17 protein-coding genes and 1 pseudogene are annotated in these 20,758 nt (G+C 35.8%); 10 read left to right on the plus strand and 8 right to left on the minus strand.

What is annotated here, in order from left to right; all coding sequences use genetic code 11:
- Window positions 1–153: 153 nt before the first annotated feature.
- From A9G47_RS07900 to A9G47_RS07925, 6 genes are all read right to left on the minus strand, one after another.
- A complete protein-coding gene (locus A9G47_RS07900) occupies window positions 154–3,405 on the minus strand; it encodes a hypothetical protein (RefSeq protein ID WP_065642631.1) in 3,252 nt (1,083 codons plus the stop codon).
- On the minus strand, window positions 3,395–4,744 hold the full coding sequence (locus A9G47_RS07905) for an SWIM zinc finger family protein (protein ID WP_218057329.1): 1,350 nt from the start codon (window positions 4,742–4,744) through the stop codon (window positions 3,395–3,397). Before A9G47_RS07905 ends, A9G47_RS07900 begins: the two co-directional genes overlap by 11 nt.
- Window positions 4,745–4,875: 131 nt before the next feature.
- The gene (locus A9G47_RS07910) at window positions 4,876–6,633 is read right to left on the minus strand and encodes an acetyl/propionyl/methylcrotonyl-CoA carboxylase subunit alpha (protein ID WP_442903243.1); all 1,758 of its coding nucleotides are present in this window, start codon (window positions 6,631–6,633) and stop codon (window positions 4,876–4,878) included.
- Complete coding sequence (locus tag A9G47_RS07915; protein WP_065642633.1) at window positions 6,617–8,215, minus strand: urea amidolyase family protein; 1,599 nt, start codon at window positions 8,213–8,215, stop codon at window positions 6,617–6,619. The genes A9G47_RS07910 and A9G47_RS07915 overlap by 17 nt, the downstream gene beginning before the upstream one ends.
- Before the next feature lie 91 nt (window positions 8,216–8,306).
- A complete protein-coding gene (locus A9G47_RS07920; protein ID WP_065642644.1) occupies window positions 8,307–9,083 on the minus strand; it encodes a LamB/YcsF family protein in 777 nt (258 codons plus the stop codon).
- 15 nt (window positions 9,084–9,098) lie between these two features.
- Entirely contained in the window at window positions 9,099–10,340 is a 1,242-nt protein-coding gene (locus A9G47_RS07925) for an NRAMP family divalent metal transporter (RefSeq protein WP_065580016.1), read from the minus strand.
- Between the two features lie 477 nt (window positions 10,341–10,817).
- Here A9G47_RS07925 and A9G47_RS07930 point away from each other — a divergent pair, with 477 nt between their 5' ends.
- The 4 genes from A9G47_RS07930 to A9G47_RS07945 all read left to right on the plus strand — a co-directional run bounded on the left by A9G47_RS07930 (window position 10,818) and on the right by A9G47_RS07945 (window position 14,058).
- On the plus strand, window positions 10,818–11,651 hold the full coding sequence (locus A9G47_RS07930; RefSeq protein WP_442902999.1) for an ABC transporter substrate-binding protein: 834 nt from the start codon (window positions 10,818–10,820) through the stop codon (window positions 11,649–11,651).
- Window positions 11,652–11,653: 2 nt separating this feature from the next.
- Entirely contained in the window at window positions 11,654–12,379 is a 726-nt protein-coding gene (locus A9G47_RS07935) for an amino acid ABC transporter permease (protein WP_065566223.1), read from the plus strand.
- 6 nt (window positions 12,380–12,385) lie between these two features.
- Entirely contained in the window at window positions 12,386–13,069 is a 684-nt protein-coding gene (locus tag A9G47_RS07940) for an amino acid ABC transporter permease (protein WP_065580013.1), read from the plus strand.
- Between the two features lie 407 nt (window positions 13,070–13,476).
- Complete coding sequence (locus A9G47_RS07945) at window positions 13,477–14,058, plus strand: response regulator (protein ID WP_065642634.1); 582 nt, start codon at window positions 13,477–13,479, stop codon at window positions 14,056–14,058.
- On the opposite strand, the gene A9G47_RS07950 is transcribed toward A9G47_RS07945, so the two are convergent.
- Window positions 14,021–14,728, minus strand: a complete 708-nt coding sequence (locus tag A9G47_RS07950; RefSeq protein WP_065642635.1) for a YrbL family protein — start codon at window positions 14,726–14,728, stop codon at window positions 14,021–14,023. The genes A9G47_RS07945 and A9G47_RS07950 overlap by 38 nt on opposite strands.
- Window positions 14,729–14,922: 194 nt before the next feature.
- Here A9G47_RS07950 and rplM point away from each other — a divergent pair, with 194 nt between their 5' ends.
- The 4 genes from rplM (at window position 14,923) to A9G47_RS07970 (ending at window position 17,113) form a co-directional block, all read left to right on the plus strand.
- Window positions 14,923–15,351 (plus strand): 50S ribosomal protein L13, encoded by a 429-nt coding sequence (gene rplM, locus A9G47_RS07955; protein WP_065566227.1) that lies wholly within the window; start codon window positions 14,923–14,925, stop codon window positions 15,349–15,351.
- An 11-nt stretch (window positions 15,352–15,362) separates the two neighbouring features.
- A complete protein-coding gene (gene rpsI, locus A9G47_RS07960) occupies window positions 15,363–15,755 on the plus strand; it encodes a 30S ribosomal protein S9 (RefSeq protein ID WP_034915459.1) in 393 nt (130 codons plus the stop codon).
- 276 nt (window positions 15,756–16,031) lie between these two features.
- Window positions 16,032–16,664: a stringent starvation protein SspA gene (gene sspA / locus A9G47_RS07965; protein ID WP_065642636.1), complete on the plus strand. Its 633-nt coding sequence runs from the start codon at window positions 16,032–16,034 to the stop codon at window positions 16,662–16,664.
- A 47-nt stretch (window positions 16,665–16,711) separates the two neighbouring features.
- On the plus strand, window positions 16,712–17,113 hold the full coding sequence (locus A9G47_RS07970) for a ClpXP protease specificity-enhancing factor (protein ID WP_065566229.1): 402 nt from the start codon (window positions 16,712–16,714) through the stop codon (window positions 17,111–17,113).
- Between the two features lie 299 nt (window positions 17,114–17,412).
- On the opposite strand, the pseudogene A9G47_RS07975 reads toward A9G47_RS07970, so the two are convergent.
- Window positions 17,413–18,496, minus strand: a pseudogene (locus A9G47_RS07975) (IS3 family transposase).
- A 146-nt stretch (window positions 18,497–18,642) separates the two neighbouring features.
- On the opposite strand from A9G47_RS07975, the gene A9G47_RS07985 reads away from it, so the two are divergent.
- Window positions 18,643–19,584 carry a peptidoglycan-binding domain-containing protein gene (locus A9G47_RS07985; protein WP_065642637.1) on the plus strand — a complete coding sequence of 314 codons (942 nt, stop codon included), beginning with the start codon at window positions 18,643–18,645 and terminating at the stop codon, window positions 19,582–19,584.
- A 142-nt stretch (window positions 19,585–19,726) separates the two neighbouring features.
- The coding region (locus A9G47_RS07990) for a hypothetical protein (RefSeq protein ID WP_141674837.1) at window positions 19,727–20,758 on the plus strand (1,032 nt) is incomplete at its 3' end.

A 20,758-nucleotide genomic window follows, 5' to 3' on the forward strand; every position in this document is an offset into this window, starting at 1 on the left:
GGCAAAACAGTAACATAATTCAATATGATGTTTTAGAAAATAATGATTATCATAATGTTTTTTTATATAACAATTTGAATAATTACTAAATTTAATTATTTACAAATTAAACATGCTTTACATTACCAAATATATTTTTAATAAATAACTACATTACTTAATAAACTCAAGCAATTGTCTTGCTTTATTTACTGCCGTTGATTTTACTTTTGCATGGGCTATGTCGGCTAATCCTTGCCAATGGGAATCAGATTCAGAGAGATAACCACGCTTTGTTGCTTCTTGTAAATAAGGCACATAAATGAATGAAATATCTAAAATTCGATTGATCCAAGCAGGTATTTTTTCACCTCGTTTTGCTATTTTTCCTACAAACTTAATGCACTCAATTAATACAGGGTAAAATACTGATAATAAATTAGGCTTTTTTTCCAGTAATCGGATTAATTTAGCTGGGCTAAAATCGGGATAGTCAAGGAATAAGATAATTGCTTTACGCATGATATCAGCGTCAATGACGCCTTGTTCAACATTTTGTTCAAAAATTGAATTTGTGTGATAGGTATCACTATCTTGCGCTAATAATCCAATAATCACCATTACCAATGCGTTAGAAAAAATTAAGTTATTGGCATTTTTACCATTTTCCAACCAATATCGGCTCTTTTCAACAACCAAACATTGGCTCGCTTCACTCCAGTGTAACCAAACGCTTTCTGTTTGAGAATCAATGCAAAATTCTGAATGATTCAATGGCGCGGGATAAGCTTCGCATTGCCATTCGTTTTCTAAATCATAATACCAATCACCTTTAACAATCTGGAAAACTTGATTTGCTACATTAGGAAGTTTCAAAGTAAATAATAACGATTTAGACAAACGTTTAGAAAATTGAGAAGATGGGTTAATGACAGGTTTACTCACAGAAATAGAAACATTATCTTCAGGTACAACGCTAATTTTTTCCGTCTTTACCCATACTTGATCAAAATCATCAGGCGCCAGCATAGACACTTCTTGTTTTAAAGGCGCTGGTGCTATATTAGGGAGCTTGTCAACTATCGCTTGGGCTTTCTTTATTGCATTAGCACTACCTTTTTTACTGGCTAACATCCTGATGCCTAATAATTGTAATTGGCTTGCATCAGCTATACCCTGATCAACAGCATATTGAACTTCAGGTAAAAATTCAGCGATGGCATCGACCGTTTCAACAGTGCCTGATAACATTCTTAGCGCATTGCATGAAGCAATAATTAATTGATCGAAAATGGGCCAAACTACCGAAAGCATCCCTTGTTTTCCAATATCAGCTAATACAGCAACTAAACTTGCTATACGGGAAGGGGGCGAGCCTAAACGCTCCAATAGCAAAACATCGGCCACTCCAGGTATAAGCAATCCTCGTTGCCATGCTTGATTCACGGCTTGTGCTATATTACCAAGCACATGAGAGGAATGAGATCGCTGTGCTGCTAAAAGTGTAATTGCTGAACGAGGGGGAAAAGGAGAGCGTTTTTTAACAAGTTGCTCAAACACAAAACCTTGATGATATGATTTGGCCCAATCAATATCGGAAGGTATAGCACTATCGCCCCATAAAGGAAAAATAGAAAAAAGCTCAGCAGTATACCAACTATTGCCTATTCGTTCTGGAAAATCACTTAATGATTGAGGAAGAAACGATACATCATTAATATTAGCATTTAACGCTAATTTTGGTTCAATCACGGGATCATTAAGATACTGTAAGACCAAAGCCTCGGCATTTTGCGACATTCTTTGCCCTGACGGCAAAGTGACAGTAATTTTTAGTTTACTAAGTTTTTCTTTCGTTGATGATGATTGTGTCGATACATCAAGACGAGTCAATGCTAAAAATAGATCCGCTTCTAATACATCAATATTTAATTTCTGATAAGTTTCTAATCGCTGACAAAGATCATCCACGGTTATTGACAAATCACTCATACTCGGTGTTGACAGTAAACAAGGGATTTTTCCTAAGTTTTTACAGACAATATAATCGCGCGCAGTTAATAAACAAGTAAAATTATCGTGATACGGGATCTCTTTGCCTTTGCGCCAATAAAATATAAAACCGAGTAACTCATCAGCTCGCAATTTTACGCCGACTAAACTCGCTTTTGCGGCTTGAGGATCGTTATAAGCGATCGTATTGGCGACAGCTAAAAACCGTTCCATCACACAATCATGGGCAGATACGTCCCTTTTTACCAATTCAGAGGCTAGCTCTGTTAATATATCGGGTGAAATAGGCGCTAACTCGAAAGGTGGTAATTGCCAAAGCGATGGCGTTGGATGCCAAAGTTGCTTTAATGCCACTGGGCTAGCTTGCGTAAAATCACCATCAAGCTGCCACTGTGTAATTATTTTTCTGGTTAAAGCAACAATCGAGTCATCGGTTTGGCTAAGTAATAAAGTAAATAAAGGCATAAACCGATCAGCATTTTGGGGTATATTACGGTTGAGTGCTGTTTTTAACACCAATTTTTGCGTCGATTTTATTTTAGACGATAAACTGGCCGTCATCACTTCAACTAGTAATTCATCATCAACAAACGGAATTAAAACAGGTGCTAATCGATTAATCATCGCCGCCTCCCCCGTTGTTAGCAATGGAATTAAAGCAGATGCCCGTTGGCAAAATTCAGCATCAGTAATACCTAAACCATCAAGTGTATAAAGCCATGCTTTACGATCTACAGGGCGAGAGGCGATATCTAGGGCTAAGAAAAGAAGTTCTTTTGCTTGCTCATACTCAAGCCAACCTAATGCTACCCCTAAACTAAATAACTGAGTAAAAGATTGTGTTGCTGGTATATTTAACGCTATAGCAATATGAATGTGTTCAAAAAATCGGCGCTGACATTGCGCTAAATTTGGCGGGGTTTTATCGTAAAAATGCTTTACAATATCGTCACCCCGCATAGCAACGGCTGCGTACAAAGTCCAATTACTTATATAATTGGGATTTTCTGGAATCGCTAAATTTAATTGATCGACTAACTGAGCAACAAGATCTGTTGGTGCTGATGCTGATTGTACAAATTTCTGCGCATAATTCTCACCGCGCGCCATAATAACGGGCAATAACAAAGAGGAATGGGCATAACGCACAAGCTTTAGTGCTCGGCTGGCTGATACCCCAATCCTAATAGCATACAACACTAAATATGCTTTATTACACTTAACATAGTCTTGTAGCTCGAAAGAGTCTCCCCTACGAACATACCCATCCCATTCGCCACTTTTTAATCCAGAAAGGGCAATTTTTTGCTGTTCCTTACTGCCTAACGGCTGTTGCAAAATATTATCTGGTGTAACATTATTCCAGTTTAATGAAGTAAAAATAGCTTCTGCTTTTTCTAAGTTAGCATTCATAAATATTTTCCTTAATTTGAACCGCTAAAATATGTTTGCAAGGTCCTTTTTTAAGCTGATGATTTAAATACCATGAGCAATTACATTGCGATACCATTTCATTATTCTGTCTAACTAAACGGACTTGATAATCTTCATCATTAGAATGAACAATCCAAGTGGTTTCATCAATCTGATCAATAAATTCAACTAGCTTATAGGCCGATTTTAAACGTGGGTTATCTTTTATGACTCGATTAGGATCTTCAGGCAATTGGCGATGAAAATAGCTTTTTTGATAGGCATCAAAACCAAGTTTGCCTGAAACAGCAAGGTAAGCCAACGCACTATCGATATTCCGAGCATCTAAATGAGTTTTTGAAGATAATTGCGCTGGATCAATCTGCGAATCAAATTGCAAAATAGATTGAACAAGTTGAACATTTTGTAATTGCTGTTTTGGCACAAGCGATTCAAGTAATGCTCCTTCACCTGAATACCCCTGCCATGGCTGAGCAGTTAAGCTTAAGGTAAGCCTTGCACCATCAAGAGCGACTTCAACCATGCATGGCCCTTGTTCTCCGCTTTCCAATCGATAAAACGTTAAGCTTTTTATGTTGGTCATTAACCGCTTCAGTGCACTTAATCTATGTAAGCCAGAAATATAGACACTATTAATATCACCTTGAGACGCCAATTTAACGCCCGTATTAGATGGAACGACCCAACTTGCTTGTTGTTTGCTTGTTACTGCTGGTAATCTTGCAATAAAAGTTTGCGCATGAATTCCCGCTACAGTAAAAACAGCCGCCATTTTAGTATGAATTTCAGTAAGATTGCCAAGTGCTCGAATCCACCTATCGGGCATTTCAACTGGGCGCTCAACAACAGTTTTTATACTGATCACATCGTGATCTTGTTGTTGGATATGGCGCGTTGCTAAGCCTTGCTCACCAATATTGAGGTGAAGTTTATCCTTACTATTAACCTGATTAAGTGCTTGCCTTAAACCAAGGCCAATATCGACATTGGTTGTACCGCGTAATATTTGCCCATCGAAGCCTTGTTGTAATAAATCCAAACGAGCATAAACACTATTACAGGCAGAAAAAACCTCAGCTCTTAATTGATCCCCCTGAGCAGATAAAATAGGATCTCGCAAAGCCACTGGTACGGGTTTAAAATATCGGGTCGCAGTAATATCTGCTAATACAAGTAAACATCTAGCAAGAATTTGTGGATAAAGTGCGTAACCAGTAAAAAATTGAGGGTTATCAATAATCCCATTAGGTGTTAAGGCTGATGATAATGCTAAAGCTAAAGCCCCATTTGTTAACGTTGATTGCTGAGAAAACTTCAATATAAATTATCCTACATATGAACATAGACAAACTATCTGACGCAACGAGTATAAAATAAGCTTAATATATCGTCTATATTTGATTATTTCAGTGATTTTGATAAAAAACATGATTGTTTTTTCTGTTTAATCTATACAATTTCAGCAATGGCAACATCCGCATTGACATAGTTACCTTCTTTGATTATTTGTTTTAAAACACCATGTCGATGTGCTATAACTTGCACTTCCATTTTCATGGCTTCCATAATAGCAATCACATCCCCTGCATTTACCTTTTGATTATCGTTTATCACCCATTTAAAAAGGCTACCTGAGACAGGCGATGGGACAATTAACTCAGAAAGCGCCGCTTTGCCACAAGAAGGTGTAGCCAAATTAACATCTGTTTGCAAAGATAATCCAGCTAATAATTGTGCAGGTAAACCAAGTTTACAACGCTTACCATCAATTTCAATAAAAGTATGTGTAAGTATTTCTTCTTTTTGTGGTACTTGCCTTTTTGCTGACGCTATCGCGGTATCAAATTCAGTTTCGATCCAACGTGTATGCACGTTAAAATCATCACAAAAATCAGGGTGCTCAATGACCGCACGATCAAATGGTAATACACACGCAACGCCCTCAATTGAAAATTCTGCTAATGCACGCCGAGCTCTTGCTATAGCTTGCTGTCGGTTATTTCCAACAATAATAAGTTTTGCAATAAGTGAATCAAACATTGCAGGAATGGACGATCCCGCAACTACGCCACTGTCTAAGCGTACACCAGGACCTGTTGGCGCATCAAAACGCGTAATCGTTCCAGCTACGGGTAAAAAACCATTTGCCGCATCTTCAGCATTAATACGAAATTCAATAGCATGACCTTGTGGTTTAGGCGTTTGAGCAATACTAAGTGGCAAGCCTTGCGCAATGCGTAGCTGTTCAATAACAAGATCAACACCTGTTGTTTCTTCTGTAACAGGGTGTTCAACTTGCAACCGAGTGTTGACTTCAAGAAAAGATAATTTGCCATCTTGGCTAAGTAAAAATTCAACTGTACCAACACCTACATAGTTTGCTTTGGTACAAATAGCAATCGATGCTTGAATAATTTGTTGTTCTACATGCTCGGAGATAAAAGGTGCGGGTGATTCTTCAATTAATTTTTGATTGCGACGTTGCAATGAACAATCACGTGTTCCAACAACTACGACATTTCCTAACTTATCAGCAATAATTTGTGCCTCAATATGCCGAGGGTTGTGTAAAAATTGTTCTAAAAAGCATTCTCCACGCCCAAATGCCGCTGTCGCTTCACGTACAGCGGAATGGTAAAGCTCTTCAACCTCGTCCTTGTGCCAAGCAACTTTTAAGCCTCTACCCCCCCCGCCAAAAGCAGCTTTAATCGCAATTGGTAAACCATGAGTATGAGCAAACTCAACCACTTCTTTAACATCTTGTACTGGCGCTTTTGTTCCAACCACTAAAGGAGCGCCAACTTGCAAAGCAAGCTGTCTGGCTTTCACTTTATCGCCCAGTATGTCAATCGTTTCTGGATTAGGACCAACCCATATTAAACCAGCTTCTTGTACTGATTTAGCAAATTCAACACGCTCTGATAAAAAACCATAACCAGGATGTACCATTGTGGCACCTGCTTTTTTTGCTATCGTAATGATTTTAGCAATATCAAGATAAGTTTCACTTGGTAGATTACCTAACAACCCATAAGCCTCATCAGCCATTTGCGCATGAAGTGCATCAATATCTGCATCGGCATAAACTGCGATAGACAAAAAACCCATATCACGACACGCTCGTATAATACGTACGGCAATCTCACCTCGGTTAGCAATCAATACTTTATGAGTTATTTTTTGACTACTTTCAGACATGATCAACATCACTCCCTTCAAATTCTTTAAATATCCCGATAGGATTAAATTTTATTCTAGCATTAACTGGAATTTGACCGGCTAAATCTAAATGATAATTACACACAGCGCCAATAACAGGATATCCCCCAGTTAATGGGTGATCATTTAAAAATAGCACGGGTTGCCCATTAGCAGGAATTTGTATTGCACCAACACAAGTTCCTTCGCTTGGTAATTCTTGTTGCTTGTCACGACTTAAAGCTATGTCACCAGATAAGCGTAAACCAATGCGATTAGAGGCTGGTGTAACCTGCCATAGTTGCGAAGAAAGTAATTCTACAGCTTGCTTAGTAAACCAGTCAGTGCGCGGCCCAAGCACAATATCTAATACAATAACATCATCACAAGTAGGATAGCGCATAGCGGGGGTTTCCATTAATGACACCGCATTTAAGTTTTGATTGTGCTTAATAGCTAGCGTTTGACCAACATTAAGCGGTGATGGCCCAACTTGCGCAAGAGTATCATAAGAACAACTTGTTAAAATAGGCGATAGCTGAAAACCACCGCGTACAGCAAAATAACTACGTACACCACATTTTGCGCTGCCTAAGCTAATAATATCACCGGTTTCCAATTGGATCGGTTGATACATTGCAGCATGATACATTTCACCCGCTGATGTTGTAATACTTATTTCACATTCAGCCCCTGTGACGGCAACTAACATACTACGATTTATCTGTGCTTTAAACCCACCTTGCGTAATTTCTAATACGGCTTCATTAATTGGATTTCCTAAAATACGGTTGCTACTGTGCAGAGCTCCCTTATCCATGGCGCCAGACTCAGAAATACCTAACGCTGCCTGACCAATTCTACCCTTATCTTGTATGAGTGTTTGTAATCCCGTTGCTAATATTTTAATATCTTGTTGTTGGCTAATGCTTTTATTGGCTTTTTTAGCAGCCGGTAAATAATATTTTTTAGATGACTTACTAGCATCAATGAAATTAACGCGGTTACCCGGCTTCAATAACGCAGGTTGATCACGGTTTAAGTCCCACACTGCTGTATCAGTTGTTCCAATAAGTTGCCAACCACCAGGGCTTGCTTGGGGATAAACACTGCTAAATTCACCCGCTAATGCAACAGAGCCAGCAGGAATACGAACTCTTGGTGATTGACGGCGTGGCACGTTAAGTTCAGCATTTTTAGCTACCATATAAGCAAAGCCTGGAGCAAAACCACAAAAAGCCACTTGATATTCATTATTGGTATGTCTGGCAATGACTTCACTAACGGTTATCCCTAAATATTCAGCCACTTGAGATAAATCCTCGCCATTATACCTAACTGGTATTATGATCAATTCGCCAGATTGCATTACATGTTCTGCAATATCCAATTGAGCTATATGCTTAGCAAGCGTATTAGCATCAGTCACAATGGGATTATAACGAATTAATATCGTGCGTGCAGCGGGGATTATTTCTTCTATATTCCAATGTGAAACGACATGTTGAAGTGCATCAGTCAACGCCATTGTTTGTTCAAGGCTTTTGAGTTCAACAATAAGCGCATCAAGATTAACGGGTAAAAATCTCATTAAGCACCTCTATACATAGATCAAGTCCTAATTACCAAATATATAAATTTTATTTTGTTGTATCATGTTAAAAGATAAATTTATAGCCAACTTAAGCAGCAACTGTCTTGGCAAATGGGGTTATTATGATGCCATTTTGGTGTAATTTCTCCCGTACTTTTTGTGCCATAGCTAAGGCTCCAGCACTATCGCCATGCACACAAATTGATTCAGCATTAATATCCACAAACTGCCCCTCTACAGAGGTAACTCCCCCATCATTAACAAGCTGTAGCATACGCTCAGCTACTAAATCAGGATCGTGTAATACAGCACCAGCTTCTTTGCGAGAAACTAATGTTCCATCAGCACAGTACGCTCTATCAGCAAAAGCTTCAGCAACTACACACAAACCACTTTCTTTAGCCCATCCAATGAGTGGTGATCCAGCAAGAGCAACCAAAATCAACGAAGGGTCAATAAGGCAAATCGCATTAATTACCGCCATTGCCTGACGTTTATCATGTGCTATAGTATTATATAATGCGCCGTGTGGTTTCACATACCGAACGTTGGTACCAATCGATTTTGCTAATCCTTTAAGTGCACCAATTTGATAAATTACATCAGCGCTTAGCTCATCGGTGGCAATGTCCATATTACGGCGACCAAAACCAACTAAGTCAGGATAACCGACATGGGCTCCCACCGTCACATTATTCGCCTTAGCGGCTTTTAAGGTTTTTAAAATACCCTCTGGCGAACCAGCATGAAACCCACAAGCAATATTAGCACTACTAACAACATTTAGTATTGCCTCGTCATTGCCCATTTTCCATTGTCCAAAACTTTCGCCAAGATCACTATTTAAATCAATAAATTTAGTTATTGTCATATTGTCCTTCTATTTTAAATAGTTAAAGATAGTGGCTACAGACATCGCCCCCATATACCAAGTAATGGCACAGACAATCAGACCTGACCACAATAACCATCTAGGATAATGATAGCCTGACATAAGATCGGCACGCTTCCAACCAATATAAATAAAGATAGTTAAACCAATTGGCAATACTAGACCATTAAAACCACCGGCAAAAACCAATAATGATACAGGTGCGGTTCCCATTGCTAAATAAATAGCCAGAGAAGCCATAATAAAAATAGTGGTTGCAAATTGGCGTTGCTTTTCAGTAATAGAACGCCTAAAAGGAGTAATAAAAGTCATTGAGGTATAAGCAGCACCAATAATACTAGTTATTGCAGCAGCCCATAAAATTAATCCAAAAATCCGTAATCCTAATTCACCCAAAGCTGCCTGAAAGGCTTGCGATGCAGGATTGGCAGCATAACTTGAAATATCAATAGTGACACCACTTGCTACCACGCCTAAAATGGCTAAAAATAAGATATAACGCATCAAACCCACAACTATAATTCCTTTTGTTGCTGCGCCTGAAACATATTTAATATGCTGAGCGCCAACCATCCCTTTATCAAGTAAACGGTGAGCTCCAGCATAAGAGATATAACCACCAACCGTACCACCAACAATGGTCGTAATTGAGGCAAAATCAATATTGCTTGGAAAAACGGTTTCTTTTAAAGCTTGTCCAATTGGTGGATGTGATGCAAATACCACAAATAAGGTCAAAATAATCATCAACAAACCAAAACCAATCATTAAGCGATCAATAAAATTGCTGGCTTTGCGTGATGAAAATATATAAACCGCTACTAATGCGCTGATTGCACCACCCCACTTAGGATCAAGCCCAACAAGTGCATTTAAACCTAAGCCTGCACCCGCTATATTACCAATATTAAACACCAACCCACCAAATATGATCAGTACTGCGAGTACATAACCACTGAATGGAATAGTCGCATTAGCAATATCCGAAGAGTTCATTTTAGTTAATGCAACAATTCGCCAAATATTTTGTTGAACAACAAAGTCGATAATAATAGAGGCTAAAATACCAAAACCAAAAGCAGTGCCAAGGGTAACAGTAAAAGTCGCTGTTTGAGTAATAAAACCTGGGCCAATTGCTGAAGTTGCCATTAAAAAAATAGCACTGATTAACGAAGCTCGCCGATTTTTAACAAAAGCAACGGCGCTACTGCTATGATCTTGATCTTTCATGTGCTTATCTCCTTTTAATTTGTTTTTTTTAATTATCGACACGGCCACCCTATTTACGAATTTTTACTACTTTTGTAAGTAATGCAAACATTATGCCATAGGCTAACAACATCTATTAATAACAAGAATGGTTCCTATAATTACTGTTTTCGAGTAAAAAAACTAATTAAAAATAATTATAATTACCTACCACCAAGGAATGATAAGCGAATAATTAACACACAATAACGCTAATTTGCACCAAAATGAACATTAATAACTTAATTTAGTGCATCTTGCGTTAGTAAAAGTTAGTAAAATTTTCTATCTTGGTATGTGATACCCAACTTTTATTAGTTTTATTCATTATTGATAAAATCCTTAATCAGATAATTCTCCATATAACTTTAAGTTATAACCATGTGAATATTTGCTATTTATTCATTTGATTCTTTATTGATAGACTTTAAACGTAGATAAAAACCTTTATAGTGGAGAATCAAGATGAAATTATTAACCAAATTACTTACGACTATTACCTTAATAAGCACACTATTAGGTACCAGTTCTGCCTACGCAGATCGGCTTGATGATATTGAAAAACGAGGCGAAATCAAAATAGCGGTATTTGATAGTAACCCGCCGTTTGGGTACATTGATGAAAAGACCAATAAAATTACAGGACTTGATGTTGATTATGCTAACGAGATAGCCAAAGGGTTAAACGTTAACGTTAAGCTAATCCCAACTAATCCCGCTAATAGAATTCCGTTATTGACATCAAAAAAAGCTGATTTAATTGTCGCTAATTTTACCATTACTGATGAAAGAACAAAAACAGTTGATTTTAGTCTGCCTTATTTTGCGACTGGTCAAAAATTTGTAGCAAAAAAGGGGGTATTAAAATCAGCTGACGATTTGAAAAATCTTCGTATTGGTGCTGATAAAGGTACAGTTATGGAAATTACATTACGTGAAAAATATCCAACGGCTAAGGTGATTTCTTATGATGATACGCCATTTGCATTTGCAGCATTACGTAATGGTGTTGTGCAGGCAATCACTCAAGATGATGCAAAATTAATTGGCTTATTAGCCAATTTACCTGAAGAGCAACGAGCAGCATTTGAAATTTCACCATTTAGTATTACTGAAGAATATCAAGCTGTTGGTATACCAAAAGGGGAAACTCGTTTAAAAGATAAAGTAAATCAAATTTTGTTAACGCTTGAAAAAAATGGCGAAGCATTAACAATTCATAACCGTTGGTTTGGACCTGAAACAACATCGGCTATGCCTCGTGGTGATTTTAAAATAGGTAAAGGTCAGTAGTTATGTACGAGCAATTACTTGAACCACGTTATTTGTGGTGGTTATGGGATGGTTTTTTAGTTACGTTGGCTATTTCATTGCTTACCATTATTTTTTCAACATTACTGGGTTTTTTACTAGTTATTGCTCAACAAAGTCGAATTAAAATCATTCAAATAATCGTAATGGGGTATAGCGCAATTTTTCGTTATTCTCCGTTACTACCTCAACTCTTTTTTTGGTATTTTGGGGTAGGTAGTTTATTGCCAGTCGAATTTAAATTATGGTTATTTGAAGAACCACAAATTCAATTGTTCTTTTTTTCAGTGAAAATGCCATCATTTGAATTCATCATAGGCTCAATTAGTTTAACTTGTTATTCCTGCGCTTTTATTGCCGAAGAGTTTAGAGCAGGTATTGCTGGAGTTAGAGGAGCGCAAGAGCAAGCCGCATTAGCATTGGGTTTAAGTTGGTGGCAAAGTATGCGCTTTATTATTTTACCACAAAGTTTTCGCATTGCTTTTCCACCTTTAATTGGTCAGTACATGAATATTATTAAAAATTCATCGTTAACTATGGCTATTGGTGTGTTAGAACTTTCTTATGCCTCACGCCAAATCGAAACTGAATCATTAAAAACCTTTCAAGATTTTGCCATTGCAACTTTACTTTATATTATAACAATAGTAATAGTTGGAACTTTAGGCAATATTTATCAAACAAAACAATTGCAAACAGGTAAGGTGTGATTATTTATGGGCTTTAAAGGATTTGAAGTTATTTGGCATAATTTAGGTTACTTAATGTGGGGAAATTTCCCTGGAGGTATTTTCTTAACATTACTAATAAGTATTATCGCTATCTTGTTTTCAACAATTTTAGGTATTTTGGCAGGGGTAGGATTAACGGTTTTAAAAGGGATTTTACACAATTTATTAATTAGTGTGCTTAGTTTTTTTAGAGCTATTCCAGTTATTATGCTTATATTTTGGAGTTACTTTCTGTTACCTATGGTGCTTCATGTTGATATACCAGCAATTGCAACCGTGATATTTGCTCTATCTTTAATAGGTGCTGCATACATTGGTCATTCCGTTCATGCCGGCATGATTGCGGTGGCTAAAGAGCAATGGCAAGCAGCGTTTTCATTAGGTTTAACTAAACAACAGGTGATTATATTTATTATATTACCTCAAGCCGTTAAAATGATGTTACCGTCTTTTGTTAACCAATGGGTATCACTTATTAAAGATACTTCTTTGGCTTATATTGTCGGGGTGGCTGAATTTACTTTTGTTGCAACACAAATTAATAATCGTAGTATGGTCTATCCAACCGAAATCTTTTTATTTGTCATTGTAGTTTATTTTATTATTTGTGCCACACTTGATCTTGCGGCTTCGATTTTACCAAAATACTTATTATGCTTTTTTAAATAATACATTATCTATTTTCTATCCTTATTTCTTAATTGTTTTTTTATTTTAAGGTTGCCTTAAGGTTTTTGCGTTAAATTATTACTAGGTTAAATAGATCTAGAAAATAGTTTATTTGCATAATTTACAAGCAACCTTTTATTTTTGATTAACGAGTCAAAATATAAATTCCAATTATTTTTATGTGACATGTTTTGGATATTCAATTGTCATTAGGGGTTATTGTTGGATTTATTGTGAGCCTCATATCCGCATGTTTAATTAAAAGCTTGGGATAAATATTCATAAATTTCTTAATCGATTGTCGCGTTATTGAACTAAATAAACAGATTTAGCAATGTAAAGCCCAATATAAAATAAATTATTGCGCATGTTCAATAATGCTAAAATCGGTATTAAGGTAATGAACAATGAAGATATTAATTGTTGAAGATGATAGTTTGTTACAAAAAGGTCTATACGACGGTATAACTTCAAACGGTTATGTCTGTGAAGTTGCACAAAATGGTAATCAAGCTGAACAATATATCCAATTTGGACAATTTAGCTTAATCATTTTGGATTTAGGGCTACCTGATTGTGATGGACTTGAATTGCTAATGCATTGGCGAAAAAATGGTATTACAACACCAGTTTTGATTTTGACGGCACGAGATACAAGACTACTAACACGTAATCTAGTTGAAAATAGTTATCAATACAGCCCCAATGAGACTAAAATCTTGGTAAGTTGCAATAAGGATAAAAAAGACATCCTTATCACTGTACAAGACCAAGGTAACGGCATTGATGAATCTAAAAGCGAAAAGCTAACCCAAACCTTTTTTCGTATGGATCGCAAACATAATGGTATAGGGCTTGGTTTAAGTATTGTTAATCGTATTGCTAAATTACATCAAAGCCTATTTACCTTAAAAAATAGAACAGATAATGCAAAAGGTGTTATTGCAGAATTCAGGATGACTGCTTCACTTCATCAACTAAACGAGTAATTAATCGATTATCGCTATTCTCTTTAACAATTGAGTTTAAAAAACGTTGCCAAGTTCGTTCAATTTTCGCTTTAGCAAAAAAAGAAATGTAATTAGCAATAGGGATAAGCGTCGAATTACCAATATTATCAATAATAATCAAACGACTTTTATCAGCACTTAAGCGCTGAAACAAGATATTCTTGCTTTTTATTGTCATAGTAATAATACGGTTTTTTAATAAAGCCGATTTTAAATTTTTTAATGAAATCACTAAATCAGCATAATATTGTTGTGTTAACTTTTCATCAGAAAGGTATTTCTCAAGTGATGTCGCTGTTTTTCCATCATAATCACGGATAAGTTCAAAAACATGACCTTGACCATAATTGGTTAACACCGAGCCATAATATTTAGCTAACGCTTCAAATGAAATATTGCGCCTGATCAGATGTTTATAATAGGCAATTTCGCGGTTAGTTTCCTCTTCGGCACCATCATTATAATTTACTTTAATACACTTATTAAGATCACTAGGATAATGATAACATTTACGATGCAATCCTTTGTTAATATAATCTTTTTCTGAAAGTTGAATAGTTTTGTTCATTTGTATAAATATTGTGTTATTTAATGTTGATTTTAAGTTTATCAGTAAGGCTTCTTTCTCGCCATGATTTTTTATTTTCACTCTAGCACTTTTATATTATTTCTGTATAATATCGCCACCCACGTTACGACAACGTTTTTCCCAATGTTGTTTTAGGTTGTGTGCATTAATATAACCACTTGAAGGGGTGTGTTGATTAATAGTAACAATCAAAAAGTGTAAATAAATCAACTGATTTATTAACGTGAGATTAATTAAAAATTGGATAATTACGAATGAGTACTTTTTCAGCTAAACCAGAAACAGTTAAACGCGACTGGTACGTTGTTGATGCAGCAGGTAAAACGTTAGGTCGTTTAGCTACTGAAATCGCAAGCCGTTTGCGTGGTAAACACAAAGCAGAATACACACCACATGTTGATACAGGTGATTATATTATCGTTATCAATGCAGAAAAAGTTGCTGTAACAGGCAAAAAACGCACTGATAAGATCTATTATCGTCACACGGGTTACATCGGTGGGCTAAAAGAAGCGACTTTTAAAGAAATGATTGAACGTCATCCTGAACAAGTCATCGAGATTGCTGTAAAAGGCATGTTACCGAAAGGTCCTCTTGGTCGTGCAATGTACCGTAAACTAAAAGTTTATGCTGGTAATGAGCACAATCATGCGGCACAACAACCGCAAGTATTAGATATTTAAGGGGATAGAAGATGGCTGATAATCAATATTACGGTACAGGTCGCCGCAAAAGTTCTGCTGCTCGTGTATTTATCAAACCAGGTAGTGGTAACATCGTTATTAACAAACGTTCATTAGAGCAATACTTTGGTCGTGACACAGCTCGTATGGTTGTTATGCAACCGTTAGAGTTAGTTGAAATGACTGACAAACTTGATCTTTACATCACTGTTAAAGGTGGTGGTATTTCAGGTCAAGCTGGTGCAATTCGTCACGGTATTACTCGTGCATTAATGGAGTATGACGAAACTTTACGCTCAGCGTTACGTCAAGCAGGTTTTGTTACTCGTGATGCTCGTCAAGTTGAACGTAAAAAAGTGGGTCTACGCAAAGCGCGTCGTCGTCCACAATTCAGCAAGCGTTAATACAACTTTACAAAAGTTCTCAAAACCCGGCCAAGGCTGGGTTTTTTTTCGTAAATACATCCACATAACTAAAAACACTATTTTCATTGGAATTAGCTTATATAGTAAAAAGCATTTTCTATTAAAACGTATATACCACCTGATATCTTATTGCCATAAAACAGTTTCTTAAAATAAAGATAACAATAAAATTCATTTTTTTAACAAATTTGTTATTCAATTTGTTAGAATAGTAATCAATGAAGCTTATTTTAATTTTTCATATTTGGAGTGAATATGGTTGTTGCTGTTAATAAACGTTCTGTGATGACATTATTTTGTGATACAACAGATATTTACGGGCATCAGATTCGTTTTGTGCTGGCAGAAAAAGGGGTAACTGCGGAAATTGAGTTTGTAACGGCAGATAATTTACCTCAAGAATTATTGGATCTTAATCCATATGGTTCAATCCCAACATTAATTGATCGCGATCTAACGTTATATGAACCACATATAGCATTAGAATATCTTGATGAACGTTTTCCCCACCCACCATTAATGCCTGTTTATCCTATTGTTCGTGCTAACTCTCGATTAACAATGTATCGCATCAAAAAAGAGTGGTATAGTGCTTATGAAACTATTGTTAATGATCCTAGTAGTAATGAAGCACAGCTCGCACGTAAAAATTTACTTGATGATCTTGTTTCTATTTCGGTCATATTTAAAGAAAAGCCTTATTTTATGAGTGATGATTTTACGCTAAGTGATTGCTATTTTGCTCCATTATTATGGCGTTTACCGGTGCTTGGTATTGAGTTACCTAAAGTTGCTGAAAAAAATTATTTGGCATATATGGCACGAATTTTTGAACGACCAGCTTTCATTAATTCATTAACAGAAGACGAAAAAAAGATAAGATCATAATAATAATTTTATCTGACTTGTAATAATCGTAGACAAGGTGGCTTTTTATGGAACTTGAGCAAATGACTCCTCGCCGGCCTTATTTATTTAGGGCTTTTTATGACTGGATTCTAGATAATGAATTAACACCTTATATTGTGGTTAATACTTCGAAATATGGTGTGATAGTTCCTCAAGAGTTCATTCAAAATAATCAAATTGTATTAAATATTGCTCCTCATTCTGTAGGTCAATATTGTGCAACGAACGAACAAGTAGAATTTAATGCTCGTTTTTCGGGTGTCCCTCAACACATTGTTGTACCGATGGCGGCTATTGAAGCAATTTATGCGCGTGAAAATGGCATTGGTATGGGATTTGAAGATGAACCGCAGTATCATCAAGACCAATGCGAAACTCCACCTCAACAACCGAAACCAAAAACTAATCCATTTCGTGTTGTAAAATAGCTATTTTATTTGTTATTACGCCCATGCACATATTAATAAATGGGCGACATAATATTAATTAGTGTAAAAATATCACTACATTTAACTAAATTGATTCTACTACTTTTGATAAAGGTTAGCTTGTTTTTTTATGTATACTTATGTAACTACACCTTAAAATAGTGCATATAAAAATAGAAAATTCTCTATAATAAAATGAATAGAATTCAATTATGAAAAAATTTCCCATCACAAAATCATATCTATTATAAAAAAGCTGTGTGAATACCCCAAGCTTAGTACACAACTCACGTAGAAAATCATGCTGCTTGTTTTAGTGTTTTATACTCAATCGGTGTCATGTTATTTAACGCCTCATGCGGTCTTTCGGTGTTATAAATGGTTAGCCATTCTTCGGTTACCTTTCTTGCTTGTTCTAGATTATTAAATAGATATAAATCAAGTACCTCAGTGCGATAGGTACGGTTAAATCGTTCAATATAGCCATTTTGATAAGGCTACCAGGCTGGATATAATCAATGGTTATATCATGTGATTTAGCCCAATTTATAAAGGTTTTTCCTGTAAATTCTGGCCCATTATCGACCCGTATTTTTAATGGATACCCATGATATTCGGCCAGTTTATCCAAATAACGAGTCACTCTACCTGCGGGTAAGCTTACTGCAATATCAATACCTAACGCCTCACGATTAAAGTCATCGATAACATTGAATGTCCTAAAGCGACGTTGATTACGACTACTGTCACTCATAAAATCCATTGACCAACATTCACCTTGTTTATTGGGGACTAATAACCTTTCCGGACATCGTGGAGGAATGCGTTTTTTACGCTTTACCCTGAGATTAAGCTTTAATTCACAATACACCCGATATACCCGTTTATGATTCCATTGATAGCCGAGCTTTCTGATACGATTAAAACATTTAGGAAAGCCCCAGCGTAAATGCCGGTCTGTGATAGCATTCAACACCGAAACAATCACCGAGTCATCCTGCAACTTAGGTTGATAATAGTAAGCACAACGGCTTAAGCCAACAATAGCACAACTCATAACAATAGTAACCGAATGATTTTGTTGTAGTTGCTGTGCCCACGTTTTACGTGCCTTGGTGGGCACTAAAGCTTTTTTATGATTTCTTCCTGAAGCTGGGATTTTAAGCTCAGTTCGGCAAACATCTGCTTAAGCTTACGGTTTTCCGCTTCTAGCTCTTTTAAGCGTTTAATATCCGACGTTTCCATACCGCCGTATTTTTCTCGCCATTTATAGAAAGTTGAATTACCCATGCCCTATTTACGGCACAGTTCTTTAACGGGAATACCCGCTTCAGCTTCTTTTAAAATAGCGACGATTTGATGTTCAGTCATTTTTTTCATCATTAAATCCTCTTTTACTTTTATCATAGAGAATTTTCTACTTTTTTGCTGTACTATTTTAGGGGATAGTTACACAACAACAAAAAGAGGTTATTGAAGCGGAATTAGATAAAAACGGTATAACCGACCCCTATCATCGAGACTTTGCCATGAAAAAATTGGACGAAGCCCTTGAGCATGTCAAATCAAACTGGCAACTTGAAAAAGAGCAACGCATTAAACCGTCACTGTGGTGGAAAGAAGTGGCACAGGCACAAGCTCAAAACCCAACCGCAAACACTGATGCCAATACCCCTAAACTGTCCAATCTATCCGCAGACGGCAAGGCGTGGTTTATTCATCCGGTGGCGATGATAGATTACTTCCCTAAAAGCGAGATTCTTTTTCAGAAAGGGGATAAGCATGAGGTTATTCGGGAAATTAATATCCGCCTTGCAGGTTTTGGTGGCAATGTACCAACCGATGAATTTACTGAAAGAACAGAAAGGATGATAAAACAGTTTCAACGTGATTATATGCAAGTTGAGGAAACTGGCGTTGTGGATATACAAGTTATACAAGCAATTGATAGATTTCAAGATGAGTATTCAATAGATTCATTTTTTACACAGGCTCAATGCCAATGTTCAACTTTTAAAAATCTGACTGAGCCAACTTGTAATGGTTTTGGGCTTAATAAAACTAATAATGGAAAAACAGGTGCTAATTATGCCTATGGGATTGAATATCCAGGCTTACATCGGACTTTGTTTTGGGTATTAAGAAGTATTATGTTTTATATTGATTCAGATGAACGATATCAACACTTGACTGTAGAAATCGTATCTTCTGGTTATCGATGTTGGGCTGATAATATTTATAATAATCGAAAAAGTACTAACCATATGGGTAAAGCGCTTGATATCCATGTCATTAAAAAAGAAAAAGCAAAATCTGAACACAGTAGAGATGAAAGGATCAATTGTTGTGATTTAGTTCGCGATATTTTAACTGAAAAAACAAATGCCGAATACAGATGGTTTCATTCTAATGGTATTGCTTTAGAGAATAGCTATACAAGATACCATCCAACAAGAGGACGTGACAATTAAAGTATAGCGAGCGTTTGGGCTCATTATGATGTTCGGGTTTTTGAGAGTAAATTTTTGGAAAATCAGTTTTTTGTCAAAACAGCAAAAGATATCAATGGTAAATATTTACAAGAGTTAGTTAAAAATTTAGGAAGCTAATAACATGTTTGGATTTTATTTTTATATAATAAAAAAATATATATCGTTAGCAAAACTTGTTTGTTTATTATATGTTTTTTTGAATTTTTCATATACTTATGCAAAAGATATTAATCAAGCTTATTGGGTTTTAGATAAATATATTGAAAATAATTATCTAATGAAAAAAGATAGTTATAACCCTAATTATTTGAATAATTTACGAGTTAAGCTAGTTAATAATATCATTTATATTAATAATAACCAGTATAATGTCAGCGTACATCGAACATCTGATTTATCCCAATTGCTCACAAAAAATCTAATTGAAAATCCAATTATCAACGAATTTATTTTACCGAATGGTGATGTAAATTATTTACAATTCGATGATGTTTTAGATGTTGATTTAGCTAAATTATTATTGCCAAAGCATAGATTGATTTTTGGAAATGATCAGTTATTATTTATCAATGAATCTTTTGTTGCATCTTTTTTAAAACCCCAAAACAAGTATTCATTTCAAAAATTAAGTAATAAATTTCCCTCATTAGATTTACCAATTAATTCTAAAAGATCAGCGAAATTCATTCAGGATGAGAATTATTATAATTATCCTCAAAATATATCAAGAAGTTTTGCATACTATTTAAACTTATTCGATAACGATAGTTTATATGAACAGTTAAATAATTATTTAATTGATTTAAATGGAATAAAGCTACCTCAAATTAATAATGTGATAAATCCAATTTTAATAACTGGCACACAAGAAAATGAAGAGCAAATAATTTATCTTTACCTTTTATCAGAACAATATGATTTTTTAGATAAGATAATATTAAAAAATTATTATGGCGCAACAAGAGATGAGGCAACAAATATGTATCCAGCCGGTTTTGGTGGTTACAATATAGACAAAAACTATTCCATTGAACGCCAACAACGCTTTGAAGATGAAACAATAGAAATACAACATTTTCAAATTACAAAAGAAGGAAAGTTTCAAGAAATACCGGTTACGTCTAATTGCTATAGCAAATGGGCTACTAAAGAT

The sequence above is a fragment of the Gilliamella sp. WF3-4 genome (genome assembly GCF_001690275.1).
In the GTDB taxonomy this organism is placed as follows: domain Bacteria; phylum Pseudomonadota; class Gammaproteobacteria; order Enterobacterales; family Orbaceae; genus Gilliamella; species Gilliamella apicola_C.